Origin of the sequence: Rhizobium mayense, assembly GCF_030272705.1 — a bacterium.
In the GTDB taxonomy this organism is placed as follows: Bacteria; Pseudomonadota; Alphaproteobacteria; order Rhizobiales; family Rhizobiaceae; genus Rhizobium; species Rhizobium mayense.
The window spans coordinates 20,267-33,871 of sequence record NZ_JARFYM010000035.1; the positions used below are offsets into that span (position 1 = coordinate 20,267).

13 protein-coding genes are annotated in these 13,605 nt (G+C 60.7%); all 13 read right to left on the reverse strand.

The window, feature by feature from the left end:
- Window positions 1-150 precede the first annotated feature (150 nt).
- Entirely contained in the window at window positions 151-1,185 is a 1,035-nt protein-coding gene (gene hypE, locus PY649_RS28885; protein WP_285872336.1) for a hydrogenase expression/formation protein HypE, read from the reverse strand.
- Entirely contained in the window at window positions 1,182-2,339 is a 1,158-nt protein-coding gene (gene hypD / locus PY649_RS28890; protein WP_285872337.1) for a hydrogenase formation protein HypD, read from the reverse strand. Before hypD ends, hypE begins: the two co-directional genes overlap by 4 nt.
- A complete protein-coding gene (locus tag PY649_RS28895) occupies window positions 2,336-2,563 on the reverse strand; it encodes a HypC/HybG/HupF family hydrogenase formation chaperone (RefSeq protein WP_120708873.1) in 228 nt (75 codons plus the stop codon). Before PY649_RS28895 ends, hypD begins: the two co-directional genes overlap by 4 nt.
- Window positions 2,554-4,827, reverse strand: a complete 2,274-nt coding sequence (gene hypF / locus PY649_RS28900) for a carbamoyltransferase HypF (protein ID WP_285872338.1) — start codon at window positions 4,825-4,827, stop codon at window positions 2,554-2,556. The genes PY649_RS28895 and hypF overlap by 10 nt, the downstream gene beginning before the upstream one ends.
- 3 nt (window positions 4,828-4,830) lie before the next feature.
- A complete protein-coding gene (gene hypB, locus PY649_RS28905; RefSeq protein WP_285872339.1) occupies window positions 4,831-5,745 on the reverse strand; it encodes a hydrogenase nickel incorporation protein HypB in 915 nt (304 codons plus the stop codon).
- Window positions 5,745-6,086: a hydrogenase maturation nickel metallochaperone HypA gene (gene hypA, locus PY649_RS28910; RefSeq protein ID WP_285872341.1), complete on the reverse strand. Its 342-nt coding sequence runs from the start codon at window positions 6,084-6,086 to the stop codon at window positions 5,745-5,747. Before hypA ends, hypB begins: the two co-directional genes overlap by 1 nt.
- On the reverse strand, window positions 6,079-7,185 hold the full coding sequence (locus PY649_RS28915; protein ID WP_285872342.1) for a hydrogenase assembly protein HupF: 1,107 nt from the start codon (window positions 7,183-7,185) through the stop codon (window positions 6,079-6,081). Before PY649_RS28915 ends, hypA begins: the two co-directional genes overlap by 8 nt.
- A 271-nt stretch (window positions 7,186-7,456) precedes the next feature.
- Window positions 7,457-8,299 (reverse strand): hydrogenase expression/formation protein, encoded by an 843-nt coding sequence (locus tag PY649_RS28920; protein ID WP_285872343.1) that lies wholly within the window; start codon window positions 8,297-8,299, stop codon window positions 7,457-7,459.
- A gap of 606 nt (window positions 8,300-8,905) precedes the next feature.
- Window positions 8,906-9,202 (reverse strand): HypC/HybG/HupF family hydrogenase formation chaperone, encoded by a 297-nt coding sequence (hypC, locus tag PY649_RS28925; protein ID WP_120708875.1) that lies wholly within the window; start codon window positions 9,200-9,202, stop codon window positions 8,906-8,908.
- A gap of 150 nt (window positions 9,203-9,352) precedes the next feature.
- Entirely contained in the window at window positions 9,353-9,943 is a 591-nt protein-coding gene (locus PY649_RS28930; protein ID WP_285872344.1) for a HyaD/HybD family hydrogenase maturation endopeptidase, read from the reverse strand.
- On the reverse strand, window positions 9,944-10,657 hold the full coding sequence (gene cybH / locus PY649_RS28935; protein WP_120708877.1) for a Ni/Fe-hydrogenase, b-type cytochrome subunit: 714 nt from the start codon (window positions 10,655-10,657) through the stop codon (window positions 9,944-9,946).
- A 9-nt stretch (window positions 10,658-10,666) separates the two neighbouring features.
- Complete coding sequence (locus PY649_RS28940) at window positions 10,667-12,457, reverse strand: nickel-dependent hydrogenase large subunit (protein ID WP_285872345.1); 1,791 nt, start codon at window positions 12,455-12,457, stop codon at window positions 10,667-10,669.
- A gap of 26 nt (window positions 12,458-12,483) precedes the next feature.
- On the reverse strand, window positions 12,484-13,566 hold the full coding sequence (locus tag PY649_RS28945) for a hydrogenase small subunit (RefSeq protein WP_120708879.1): 1,083 nt from the start codon (window positions 13,564-13,566) through the stop codon (window positions 12,484-12,486).
- Window positions 13,567-13,605 lie beyond the last annotated feature (39 nt).

The following is a 13,605-nucleotide window of genomic DNA, read 5'->3' on the forward strand; positions in this document are numbered from 1 at the left end:
CCAGTTTGCGTCTCGGCGGTTAGATCCTTCAAGGCCGCCAATAGAGCTGCGCACCTGTTTGTCGGCAAAGGGCGCACGCTAGCTGCTCGCCAAGCTCGTTCTTGGTCCTGGGCCACGCTTTCTTGCGTGAAGCGATGCTCATCGCCGTGTTCAGCAGATTCGCGGCAGCTGTTCGCCCGACAGCCAATCGATGATGCGACCGCCACCAAACGACGTGGCCATCTGCACGAAGCAATGGTCACTAACCTCGGCATGGCCGATCAGTGCAGCCTCCGCGCCTAACGGATGCGTGCGCATGACGGCGAGCAACGCATCCGCAACCTCTGGCGCCACCAATACGACGAGCTTGCCCTCATTGGCGACGTTAAGCGGGTCGAGGCCGAGGAATTCGCAGGCCGCGGCCACTTCCGGCTTGATCGGAATGGCCGCTTCGTCGAGGCGCAAGCCGATCTTTGAGGCACTGGCGATTTCGTTGAGTATCGCAGCAAGTCCACCGCGTGTTGGATCTCGCATCAGTCTGATTGACGATCCCGCGACCTCGATCATCGCTGCTACCAGCCCGTGCAGCGCCGCTGAGTCCGAAACGATGTTCGTATCGAATTCTAGATTCTCGCGCTTCGACATCACCGCGACTCCGTGATCGCCTATCGAACCCGAGACGATCACAGCATCACCTGGCCGCGCGGCGTCGGAGCGCAGGTCGAGACCGGCTGGAACAATACCGACGCCGGAAGTGCAGATGAAGACGCCGTCGGCCTTGCCGCGCTCAACCACTTTCGTGTCGCCGGTGATGATTGGCACACCTGCCTCGCGGGAGGCCGCACCCATGGTCTCGGCAATACGATCAAGATCTGCGAGCGGAAAGCCCTCTTCAATGATGAAGCCCGCTGAAAGATAAAGCGGCCATGCTCCGGCCATGGCAATGTCGTTAATCGTGCCATGCACGGCGAGCGAGCCGATATTACCCCCCGGAAAAAACAGCGGCGACACAACATAGCCGTCCGTGGTCATCACCAGGCGCCCTGCCGGAACGGCAAAGGCAGACTGATCGTTGCCAGCCCTGAGCCAGTCATTGTCGAAAGCCTTATGGAAAATACCCTCGATCAACTGGCCCATGGCACGGCCGCCCGCCCCATGCGAAAGATCGACGCGGCCGTTCCTGAGGTCGAGCTTGCATATGCTCATCTGACGATCCTGCTGCTTTCGTCGGCCTTCACCTGTCCGCGGAAGCGGCCGTAGATCCAATGCGCGGCGCAGGCGCCTTCCGACGACACCATGCAGGAACCCATCGGCGTATCGGGTGTGCAGACCTTGCCAAACAGCTTGCAATCGGCCGGCTTCTTCATACCGCGCAGGATGGCTGCGCATTCGCAGGCCGGGTTGTCCTGCGCTGCCGGCGTCACCATTCCGAAACGCTTCTCGGCATCGTATTCGCCATATTGGGGTCTGAGGCGGAGTGCACCATAGGGCACTTCGCCCAGCCCGCGCCATTCGAAGCTTTCACGCAATTCGAAGAAATTTGCGATCTCGCTCTGCGCCTTTTCGTTGCCGAAAGTGGTCACGGCGCGAATATACTGGTTCCCCACCTGGTGCAAGCCGTCATTGACCTGACGCACCAGCAACAGGACTGCGTGCATGATATCGAGCGGCTCGAAACCTGCCACCACGACCGGCTTTTTAAATTTTTCGGCAATAAAGTCATACGGCTCCGTACCGATCACCGTGCTGACGTGTGCCGGGCCGATGAAGCCGTCGATCTTGACGGCGCCGGGCTTGCCGACATCTGGGCTTTCGACGATGTTCTGAATAGCGGCCGGTGTCCGCACGTGGTTTGAGAAGATCGAAAAGTTCCGGAGACGCTTCGCGATTGCGAACCGTAGCGCCAGCGCCGTTGGCGGCGTGGTGGTTTCGAACCCGATGGCGAAGAACACGACTTCCCGGTCCGGTTCGGTTTCGGCGATGCTCAGCGAATCGAGTGTCGAATAGATCATGCGGATATCGGCACCGGCCGCCTTGGCCTTCAGTAGGCTCGAGCCGTTCGAGCACGGCACGCGCATCAGGTCGCCATAGGTACAAAGCGTGATTTCTCGCCGCATGGCAAGCGCGATCGCCGCATCGATGCGGCCGATCGGCAGCACACAGACTGGACAACCCGGTCCATGAATCATCCACACATTGGACGGCAGCAAGTCTGCGAGACCGTAGCGCGAAATTGCATGCGTATGGCCTCCGCAAAATTCCATGAAATGATAGCTGCGCGCCGGATTCACTGCCGTTGCGATTTGACGAGCAATATCATTGGCGAGCCTGGCATCGCGATATTCGTCGACATATTTCATGCCGTGCCTCCCACCGTAGCTTCGCGGATCAAGGCAAGCGTTCTTGCCGCTTCTTCCGGATCGATCTTGGCAAGCGCGTAGCCGACGTGCAGGACGACATAGTCGCCAGGCCTGACATCGTCGACAAGTGCGATGGATATGACCTTCGACACGCCGTCGAGCGTCACCTTGGCCATATTGTCTGGCAGCAGTTCCTTCACCTTTACCGGTAGGGCTAGGCACATGTCCGGTGCTCCTGGATCTGTGCAAGATCGTGTTGGATGAGCTGCCGTGCATAAGCGGCTTGGCCGAGCGCGATGCCACCATCATTGGGCGGAATCCGATGCGGCAAGTAGGGTTGAAGGCCGCGGTCGCGCAAGGCGCGGGAGAGACCCTCGGCGAGCACGCGGTTCATGATGCAGCCGCCCCCGAGTACTATGGTTCGCGTCCCGGTCTGCGATGCACCAAGGGCGGCCCAATCGGCCAGGCCGCTGATCAGGGTGCCGTGGAATAGGCCTGCGGCTTCGCCCCCGCCAAGCCGCCGGTCCGCCAGATGGACGATGAGCGGTCGGAAATCGAGCATGCCATCGGCGAGGCTGTAGCCTTCGGCGTGACATTGCGGATCGTCGGCCAGGGCCTCGAGCTCCATTGCTGCCTGCCCCTCGTAACTCTGGACGAGGCGGATACCCGCGATCGCAGCCACCGCATCGAAAAGCCGTCCGAGGCTGGATGTCCCGGCTGATCGCAAGCCGCAGGCAAACATCGCGTCCAAACGCGCGACCCCGGGGTGCCCGGGCCAGAGCGTGGCCGCAAGGTCGCGGCGGCCGGCGGCCTGAAGCGCGGCAAGTCCCATGCGCCAGGGCTCGCGCGCCACGCGGTCGGCGCCCACCGCCGGCAACGGCAGAAGCGAAGCGATGCGCTGCCAGCGAGGGCCGTCAACGACCAGCATTTCGCCTCCCCAATTGCTGCCATCGACGCCGTAACCATGACCGTCGAGTGCAAGTCCGAGGATCGGCCTGCGGACGTGATGTTCCGCCGCCACGGCGGCGACATGAGCGAGGTGGTGTTGCACCGGCAGAAGCGGCAGATCCAAACGTTCCGCCATTCGCGCGGAGCGGAAATCCGGATGAAGATCGCAAGCGGCAAATTCCGGCCTGACATCCAGGATGGAGCAGAGATGCTCGAGGGCTTCGCGTTGGAAACGGATCGTCTTGACCGTGTCGAGACCGCCGATGTGCTGCGACAGAAACGCCTCCCGACCCCGCGTCACACAGATCGTGTTTTTGAGATCCGCGCCGGTGGCAATCACGCATGGGCCGTCCTCGCCGAGATCGACTGGCTCCGGTACAAAACCTCGCGCGCGCCTCAGGAAACTCGGCGCGCCGTCGATCACCTGCATGACGGAATCGTCGGCGCGAACGGCAATGTCGCGGTTATGTGTGACGATCAGGTCGGCAATGCCGGCGAGCCGTTGGATGGCATCATCATTGTCTGCTATCAGCGGTTCACCCTCCGGATTGCCGCTGGTTGCGACCAGCGCGGTGGGAAAGCCCGCCCCCTCGGCGGCAAGCGCAGCAAACAACAGGTGGTGCACTGGCGTATGGGCGAGCATCAGTCCGATCCGCCTAAGGCCCGGAGCAATGAGGTTGGAAAGATGATCGCGCCCATCGATCAGGACGATCGGGGCGGCGGTCGAGGCGAGCAATTGCTCCTCCGCCCGCGAGGGCTTGGCCAATTGCCGGGCTGTCTCGACGTTCGGGACCATGATCGCGAACGGTTTGTCGCCGCGCAACTTGCTCAGTCTGAGACGATCAATCGCCGCATCATTGCGCGCATCGCAGAAGAGCTGGAAGCCGCCGACCCCCTTGATCGCTATGATCTGGCCGTTCGCGAGCCGTGCGGATATCTCGGCGATCGAATGGCTGAGCTCTGGGCCGCAAGCCGGGCAGGCGACGGGCTCAGCATGGAAGCGCCGGCTCTCCGGATTGGCATAGTCTGCGCGGCAGGCGCTGCACATCGGGAACGCGGCCATCGAGGTCTGATGGCGATCGTAGGGGAGCGCGCGGGTGATGGTGAAGCGCGGCCCACAATGAGTGCAATTGACAAAGGGATAGCCGAAGAAGCGGCTCGTCGGGTCGTTCAGTTCCTGCTGGCATTCGACACAGGTCGCGGCGTCGGCCCCGATTCGTGTTGCGCCCCGGCCGCCGACGTTTTTAAGGATTTCGAACGCGTCCCCGCCGGCCGCCTCCAGTTCCAGAACATCGACGGCATCGACGCGGGCAAGCGGCGGCGCCTCTGACCATAGGCGTTGCGCGAAGCGGTCGGCAGCGGCGCCCTCGACCTCGATCAGCACACCAGCGCTGTCGTTGAGCACAAACCCGGTAAGCTGCATCATCCTGGCCAGCCTGTAGACAAACGGCCGGAATCCTACACCCTGCACGGCACCGCTCACCCGCAGTCGCAGCCGCCGGACACGATCTTCCCCCATCGATGCCAGGGCGCGCACCATAAGTCAGGCCACGTTCGAAGGCTTGGTGTTCCCGGCAGCCGCAGCCTCCAACCAGGAATAGAACGCTTCCATCCCTTCGCCGCTGCGGGCAGAAACCGTGAAAGTCTGCAGGCGCGGATTGACCCGCAGCGCATTAGCGATGCAGAGGCCAACATTGAAGTCGAGGTGCGGCAGGAGGTCGGACTTGTTGAGGATCATCAAATCAGCGGCTGCGAACATGTCTGGATATTTGAGCGGCTTGTCCTCGCCTTCCGTGACCGAGAGCACCACGACCTTGTGGGCCTCGCCGAGATCGAAAGCGGAAGGACAAACAAGATTACCGACATTTTCGATGAACAGGATCGAATCGGGCTCGGGCGCCAGCTTTTTCACCGCGTGGCCGACCATGTGGGCGTCGAGGTGACAGCCCTTGCCGGTGTTGATCTGGATCGCGGGGGCACCGGTCTCGCGGATGCGTGCGGCATCGTTGGAGGTCTGCTGGTCACCCTCGATCACGCTGATCGGCATCCGGCCCTTGAGGTGGCGGATGGCGCGCACCAGAAAGCTGGTTTTTCCCGAGCCGGGGCTCGAAACGAAATTCAGTGCAAAGGTGTCGTTCCGGCGCAACCAAGCCCGGTTTTCCGCAGCATAGGCATCGTTTTTGGAGAGGATATCTTTTTCAACCTGGACGATACGCTCCTGGCTCATATCTGGCACATGCACGCCGGCAATGCCGTTGCCGTAGTGGAGTCCACCGTCTTCCGCGCGGCGGTCATGATCATGCGCACGATGGCGGTCATGGTCATGGTGATGTCCGTGTCCAGGATCGCGATGGCGGCCGCCATGGTCGTGATGATGATCATGCTCGCCGCCGTGCGCGCCGGTCTCGCTCTTGTTAACTTCCATCATTTCCGTCCCGCAACCACATACGGTGCACATCAGATCACCTCCATGTCCTTGATCTTCAATTCGTCGCCCGCCGTCATCTGCACCCGATGGCCGCCGCAGTCCGGGCAGGCGCCAAACCGCTCACAAAGGGTCACCGTTTCCCCACAATCGAGGCACCAGCCCTCGCCGGCGATGCGGTTAATTTCGAGCGCGGCATATTCCGCTATCGTGCCACGCCGCACAGCTTCGTAGCAGAACAGCAGCGAATCCGGATTGACGTGGCTCAAAACACCGACATCAAGCCGGATAGCTTTAATTGCGCGCGCACCGTTTACCCGCGCCGTCTCGCAGACGATGGCGATGACGCTTTCCATCAATGACATTTCATGCATGCGCAACGTCGCGAATTCCAACCTTGAACCCCACGCAGGGATCGAACAGCACGGCCAGGCGTGAGACCGACCGGGTCGCGGATTCACCCGCACCGATCCGTGACGACCGAAGTGTTTCGACAAACGGGCCCGCCGGATGAAAATTCCATTCTGTCGGGGCGAGTATGCGGTATGCACAGAGCTTCCCATCCACACCGATTTCGGCCTGATGGTAAAGTCTGCCACGCGCGCATTCCACCGCGCCAAAGCCGCCAGTACCGGGCGTCGGGCCACCGGCCATGAGCTCGGAAGGGTCATTCTGGCCCTTGGCAAGATGGTGGAGTTGCATCAAGCAGAGGCGAACATCGCGCATGCGCGCCATGAAGCGTTGCGCAAGGTGAGGGCCGTCGGACCCGCTGGCACGGCAAAGCCGGGCATAAGCGCCGGTTTCGGTGACGCGACCGGCAAGATGCGGCAAGGTGCTATAGCCCGCGTCGCAGCAAAGATGAGCGATAACCTCGGTGTCATCGCCGGCGGTCAGCGGGTCGGTCGGCCGCCCCATAAAAGTTCGGTCGTCCTCAATATCCCGGAAAATCGCCGCGCAAGCCGTGCCGTCCCGCGACAAGCCATCGTCTTCAGGTATGCCGAGCCCCGCCGCGGCGGCTCCAAGCCGCCGCGTGTTTGCGGCTAGGGAAATATGGTCCGTCCTCATCGCTTTCGCGTCATCAATGATAGCCTGGGAAGCGGTCAGAGCCCGGCGCAGATATTGGCCAGCCTCAGCCACGGCACCAGCCAGTAACGAGGGCCAGTGCAAAATTAGCGCCCTCAATGCCTCGAATATCCGTTCCGCCAGCAATCCGGCCATTGCCGCAGACCGACCCTCGGCGGGCATTGGCAGGTCTGCCGCATTCAGTATTGCGAGCCGCGCTGCCACCGATTGCGAAAAGCCACAGAGTGAAAAAACCTGCCCGGCAAGCACGGGCGCTTCTTCGGGTCGGCGGCCGATGAAGATGCGCGTCAACTCTTGCGCGCGGTTAACCCTCACCTCCACCGACGAGGGGAGCGCTTGTGTCACTGTCACGTCGATCCGGATCGAGCCTGCGCCAAGGAGGAAGGTCATGCAGCACGCTCTCGCTGTCCGCGGAAATTCTTCCGAAGGAGATCGGGGCAACTGAAGCCGGCCGGCGGAGCCGGCGGCGTGCGCGCGACGGCCTCGAAGAAAGCGCACACCGCTTTCTCCCCGGTCTTCCGGCACGGCGAAAAAATCTCTAATGCCGGGACCTGCCAGAGAGGGTCGCCTTGCGCAGGGGCATGAACGTGCCAGCAGATGTCGCATTCCATCCTGTCCCTGTTCGAGACCGTCCGGTGCTTGCCGACATTCTGGAAGCTCGTCATCTGAAATATGCCTCCTCGATATGGCGCAGATGGGCGGCGGAATCGCGGAAATCCTCTTCAGCGGCAAGGGCAAAGGACGGGATGTCGACGATCTCCAGAGCGTCGAGAATGATTGCATCCATGCGATTGTAGAACTGCACGGACCAAACGTTGCGGGTCCCGGCCGCCACCACGCGACAGGTGCGATAGCCGCGCGAGGTCAGCTGCACGGGGCCCGGCCGTACCGCGACCTGCAGGAAATTCATGTCCTGGGGGTTCATCGGAAACAGCGACAAGGTGAAAACATGCGCTGGATCGCCGTGCCGATAGCGGTCGATGCGGTCGCCGATCTCGGTCAGCAAGGGCATAACATTCATTGTGCCCGACGGCGCAGGTCCATATGAGAGGGCAGCCGGCAGTACTGCGCAGGCCTGTCTCACCGCCATCGGAATCGACGCAACCTCGATATAATCCGCAAGCGGGATGCCGTTGGGGTCCTTGAAGCGGATACGCCATACGCCGGCCGTCACCGCTTCCTGGATATGCGCAAGGACACCGGAGGGCAGTAGCGCTGTTCCGGCGACCTCGCCTGTGCCGAGCGTCTGGGTGATCAGCTGCTTGTCATCGTCGGTGAATTCGGAGATGTCGAATAACCGGCCGGGCTGGTCGGCCTTCTGCACCGCGAGCGCCGCGGCAATGTCGGGCAGCAGCGTTGCAGTTTGGCGGCAGCGACGGATCTTCTCGGCGCTGCTGGTGACGAGGCCGTTGAGCTTGCAGGCGCCTTGCGGTGGATCGGCGCCGATCGGCACCACCGGCGCGGCATCTTCGCCTTCGGGCGCGATCCGGAAAGCTGCTGTCATAGAACGACTCCCTGCCGACATGGGGGAGTTCAACCCCCGGCCTAACGAATGCTAACTATGGCCAGCGCATCCCCGCACCGCCGGTTGCCGATCTTGTCCATATAGTCCGACCAGTGGCGGATCTTGCCAAACACGTGGAGCGGTTGATAGCGGTGTTGCCGAGCTTGGCATGACAATCATGCTGCAGCGCGGCTTCGGCTTGTCCCGGTGCAGCTGACGACGGGGCGCAGCAGCAGGCCCTGAAAGGCCTGCAAGATTTTTGGCAGGACAATGGCGCCATCGTCCGCTTCGGCTCGCTATGCCGGATCGCCGGTAAAGTACAGAATCGCCGTTTCAGCTTCGCCGCCAGCAGCTCCGAGAAAATGTCGATGCTTGTTTCATCGACGACGGGCGATCGCGTCCGCGCGTTCAGGACGCGGTTCAGATGGGACGGCATTGTCTCCTCCAGATATTGGCTTGCAAACATTCTTCAAATTCTTGTTTGCAAGCGGCGTACCATTTGCAGAGAAATTCGATCGCATTGATCTGAAAGGAAAATTTTCATCGAGATAAAACACCAGCTCTACAAAGACGGGCGGATTGCTTTCAATGATGGAATTTAAACTGTCAGTTTTCCCGCAGGTGGGACGGCAGTTCCGGCTCGCGGGAGATGAGATCGGCAAACAGACTTTCGAACGGCCGTCCTTCGACGGCCTGGCCAAGGCCGGCCAATGCATCGTCGATCATGCGTGCTTCGTCGGCATCGAGCAGCCGTATCGCAGATCCCAAATGAGTAAGAACGTGAGTGCCGACCGGTTGCGGGCCGACCAACAGCATCGATATGGGAAAAACCGATCCGTGGTGCTCACACTGCGCCGTCAATTTGCCGCTGCTTACCACTCGCATCGGAATCCCTATGCACATAATCAGCTCCTCGGTCCGCGAAAGTTCATGATGTCGGGAACCGCATGGATTGGCTGCGAACGGTTCCCGTAGTTTCTAGCCTTGGGAAAAGTTTGAGGGAGCCGGCGAACTGGAACGCACCGACGGTCGCGGGCGCGCCCGAATCCCTCCTCAGGCGGTCAATGCGGCAGGATCGGCGCGCCACTCGTAATGCTCAAAATCGATGCCGTTGCCCAGAAGCGTTGGCGCGCTGCCGCTACGCGGGCTCACGTCGACGCCCCATCGCTCCAGGATACCGGCGGCGGCCATTATCGCCTTCGGAATTACCGCTTTGACGGGCTCTGTCACCGGTCCGCCCCAGCTATCGAGATCCGCCGGCTGGCAGCCGATCAATACGAGTTTCGCGGGATAGCGATCGAGAAGATCGGCAGCGCTTAGGACATCCTGGAAGCCTGTCTGATGCAGGCTGATCTTTTTGGCGCCGGTGAATTTCGGCACTTCGTCATTCGCGACGATCTTCAGTGTCCCGGGCGCGAGCCCGAAATCGATGGCGTCGAAGATAATCAAATCATCGGCCTCGGTCACATGGTGCACGAGATAGAGGCCCTGGGTGCCGCCATCGAGCACGGTGACATTGTTCGGCACCGCATAGGCGCGGTGGAAGGCTTCGACAGCGCGAACGCCGAAACCTTCGTCGGCCCAGAGAATATTGCCGACGCCGAGCACTAAGACGCGGCGTTTGCGAAAGTTTGGTTCGCCCATCTAGTCCTCCTTGCGCTTGGACAGTCGCTCGCCCGAAATCATCGACGAGACGATGCTTTGGCGGCTGATGATGTCCTCGCGTACCGCGACATAGATATGGATCATTACGAAGATCAGAATTCCCCACATTCCGAGGCGATGAAAGGTGTGGACGTCCTGACTGTTCGGCCAGATCGAAAATACCCAGCCGAACAGCGCATATTCCCAGCTGTCGCGTCCGACACCTTCGCTATAGAGGGCAAATCCGGTGATTATCATGAATGCCAGCGGCAGCGTGAACATCAGGAACATGACGAACTGCGACAGCGGATTGTGGCCGGGATATTTCAGCGCCTTTCCAGCGAGGAACGTGTACCAGCGCACATCGTGCAGCCATTCGCTCCAGAACCGCCCGCTCCAGAAGGGAACGTAGAAGATTTGACGCGCATGCACATTGCCGACGAAGGCCCAGTAGATCCTAAGGAGCAGGACCGCGACCAGGCTCTGGCCGGCGACGAAATGAGTGAAACGGATATAGCCCATGAGGAAATGAGCGCTCGCCTCGCCGGCCATGGCAGGCAACGGGCTGCCGATGAAATAGCCGGTCAGCGCTAGCGTCACAATGGAGAAGGCGTTCACCCAGTGCCAGAGCCGCACGGGCGCCTCGTAGACATACACGCTTTGGTACTCGCTGGCGCGTTCGCCATCAGCGTCGGAAGTATCGGAAAGGCTCATGATCGTCCCTCATCTGACCTGGACTTTGGCCATTTCCTGTCCATTCGGGCTCATGACATGCGTGGAGCATGCAAGGCACGGATCGAAGGAATGGATAGTTCGGAGGATTTCGAGCGGCTGCGACGGATCCGACATCGGCGTGTCGATCAGGGAAGCCTCAAACGCGCCGATATTGCCCTTCGGATCGCGCGGACTGCCGTTCCAGGTCGTCGGCACCACGCATTGATAATTGTCGATCTTGCCGTCCCTGATCTTGATCCAGTGGGCGAGGGCGCCGCGCGGCGCCTCGGTGAAGCCGACGCCTTTGACCTCGGAAGGCCAGGTCTCCGGCTTCCATTTGTCGATGAAGGCGGTGGCGCTATCGCCGGCCTTGATGTTGGCGACCAGCTTGTCCTGGAAATAGCGCATCTGCCGGCCGGCCCAGACAGATTCGAGCGCGCGGGCGGCGGTGCGCCCGAGCGTCGAAAACAACGCCACGGTCGGGAGGCCGAGATCCTTCAGGACTTTGTCGACCGGATCCTTGAACTCTGGCCTGCCTTGCGCGTAGCCTAAGACCCAGCGGGCGAGCGGGCCGACTTCCATGGCGTGGCCACGCCAGCGCGGCGCCTTGATCCAGGAATATTTGCCGCCCTCGTCCAGCTCTTGAATGTTGGTCTTGGTGCCCTTCGTATTCGGACCAAGCTCATAATGCGGCACAGTGACACCGTCCCAGGGATGCAGGCCCTTGGCCCCCTCCGGATATTTGTACCAAGAGTGACTGACGAATTCCTGGATCTGCTCTGGATCGGAATGATCGACGGGTAGGACTTCCTCGAGATTGCCGTTAATGATCGCACCGCGCGGCAGCTTCAGGCTCGCGTCGGTATAGTCATTTGCGTGTTCCGGCACATCGCCATAGGCAAGGACGTTTCTGCCCGACAATCCGCCGCCGAAGAGCCAGTCCTTATAGAAGGAGCCGATCGCCATGATGTCGGGCAGGTATACCTTCTCGTTGAACTCGATCAGCTGGTCGATGATCGACGAAATGTGGTTCAACCGTTCGATTGTGATGGCGCCAACGGCGCCTGTGCCGTCGAGATTGATAGGACAAGGCACGCCGCCGACCAGCCAGTTCGGATGCGGGTTCTTGCCGCCGAAGATCGCGTGGATCTTGACGATCTCCTTCTGAAAATCGAGGGCTTCGAGATAGTGTGCCACGGCCATCAGGTTCGCTTCTGGCGGAAGCTTGTAGGATGCATTGCCCCAGTAGCCGTTTTTGAACGGGCCAAGCTGGCCAGATTCGACGAACTTCTTGAGCCGTGTCTGAATGTCTTTGAAGTAACCCGGCGAAGACAGTGCCCAATCGGACATCGATTGCGCAAGCGCCGATGTGGCCTTCGCATCCGCCTTGAGAGCAGAAATGACATCCACCCAGTCGAGCGCATGCAGGTGATAAAAATGCACGACATGGTCATGCACCTGCAGTGCCAGCTGCATCAGATTGCGAATCGAATTGGCGTTTTCCGGGATGGTTATGCCGAGCGCATTTTCTACCGCCCGCACGGATGTGAGCGCATGAGTTCCGGTGCAGACGCCGCAGATGCGTTCGGTGAAAGCCCAGGCGTCGCGTGGATCGCGATTTTTGAGGATGACTTCGATGCCGCGCCACATTGTGCCGGTAGAAACGGCATTGCGGATGACGTTGTCTTGGTCGACGTTGACCTCGATACGCATGTGACCTTCGATGCGAGTTACCGGGTCGACCACAATACGCTTGCCGGAATTGTCGAGCGTGAAGCCATCTGGCGTTCGAATGGTCATCGTGATCCTTCCTGTCCCTGCAGACGTTAAAGGTTGGGTTTCCCGCGCTTGGCAATGACCCGCTTGGCGGTCGTGATTGCAGCGTGGGCAGCGATCACGCCGCCGACAACACCGGCTGCGGTCATACCCACTTGGTCCGCAGTGGCTTCTATGCCGAATTGGTTGATGTGCGTCAGCCGGGAATAGAAGCTGTCCTTGTCCCAGATACCGTCTTCCGAGCAGCCAATGCAGCCATGGCCGGACTGGATCGGGAAGGAGACGCCGCCATTCCAACGAACGGTCGAGCAGGCATTGTAGGTGGTCGGTCCTTTGCAGCCCATCTTGTAAAGGCAGTAGCCCTTGCGCGCGCCTTCATCGTCCCATTCCTCGACGAACTGGCCAGCGTCGAAATGCGGGCGGCGATAGCACTTGTCGTGGATACGCTGCGAATAGAACATCTTCGGCCGGCCCTGGCGGTCGAGTTCGGGCAGCTTGCCGAACGTGGTGATGAATGTGATGACGCCGGTCATCACCTCTGCGATGGGCGGACAGCCCGGCACTTTGATAATCGGCTTGTCGCGGATCACTTTGTCGATCGGCGTCGCCCCAGTGGGGTTCGGTTTTGCCGCCTGAACGCAGCCCCAGGAGGCGCAGGTTCCCCAGGCGATGATAGCCAGGGCACCCTCGGCCATCCATTTGAGCTTCTCGACAAAGGGCCTGCCGCCATCGATGCAGAACATACCGTCTTCGTTGAGCGGCGGATTGCCTTCAACGGCAAGAATGTACTTGCCCTTGTACTTTTCCGTGGTCTCCTCAAGGATCGCCTCGGCCTGGTGGCCGGCTGCCGCCATGATCGTATCGTCGTAATCGAGCGAGATCATCGACAGGACGACGTCCTTGACCAGAGGATGAGCCGAGCGGATGAAGCTTTCCGAACAGCAGGTGCATTCGAGCCCATGCATCCAGATCACCGGCACGCGCTCGTTGGTTTCGAGCGCCTCTGCCATTGCGGTCGCAGTACCGGGGCCGAAGCCGAGGCTGACTGCCGTCAGGCTGCAGAATTTCAGGAAACTGCGGCGGGTTACACCCTGGCGGCGGATGATATCGTAAAACGTTTCTGGCGCGGCCATATTGCTCCTCGAACTTTGCATCCCTCAGGCTTTTCAAGC

What these genes read in the sequence shown, in the direction of transcription:
- hypE (WP_285872336.1), bottom strand. Translation starts at nt 1,185, where the DNA reads ATGAGCATATGCAAGCTCGACCTCAGGAACGGCCGCGTCGATCTTTCG.
- hypD (WP_285872337.1), bottom strand. Translation starts at nt 2,339, where the DNA reads ATGAAATATGTCGACGAATATCGCGATGCCAGGCTCGCCAATGATATT.
- PY649_RS28895 (WP_120708873.1), bottom strand. Translation starts at nt 2,563, where the DNA reads ATGTGCCTAGCCCTACCGGTAAAGGTGAAGGAACTGCTGCCAGACAAT.
- hypF (WP_285872338.1), bottom strand. Translation starts at nt 4,827, where the DNA reads ATGGTGCGCGCCCTGGCATCGATGGGGGAAGATCGTGTCCGGCGGCTG.
- hypB (WP_285872339.1), bottom strand. Translation starts at nt 5,745, where the DNA reads ATGTGCACCGTATGTGGTTGCGGGACGGAAATGATGGAAGTTAACAAG.
- hypA (WP_285872341.1), bottom strand. Translation starts at nt 6,086, where the DNA reads ATGCATGAAATGTCATTGATGGAAAGCGTCATCGCCATCGTCTGCGAG.
- PY649_RS28915 (WP_285872342.1), bottom strand. Translation starts at nt 7,185, where the DNA reads ATGACCTTCCTCCTTGGCGCAGGCTCGATCCGGATCGACGTGACAGTG.
- PY649_RS28920 (WP_285872343.1), bottom strand. Translation starts at nt 8,299, where the DNA reads ATGACAGCAGCTTTCCGGATCGCGCCCGAAGGCGAAGATGCCGCGCCG.
- hypC (WP_120708875.1), bottom strand. Translation starts at nt 9,202, where the DNA reads ATGTGCATAGGGATTCCGATGCGAGTGGTAAGCAGCGGCAAATTGACG.
- PY649_RS28930 (WP_285872344.1), bottom strand. Translation starts at nt 9,943, where the DNA reads ATGGGCGAACCAAACTTTCGCAAACGCCGCGTCTTAGTGCTCGGCGTC.
- cybH (WP_120708877.1), bottom strand. Translation starts at nt 10,657, where the DNA reads ATGAGCCTTTCCGATACTTCCGACGCTGATGGCGAACGCGCCAGCGAG.
- PY649_RS28940 (WP_285872345.1), bottom strand. Translation starts at nt 12,457, where the DNA reads ATGACCATTCGAACGCCAGATGGCTTCACGCTCGACAATTCCGGCAAG.
- PY649_RS28945 (WP_120708879.1), bottom strand. Translation starts at nt 13,566, where the DNA reads ATGGCCGCGCCAGAAACGTTTTACGATATCATCCGCCGCCAGGGTGTA.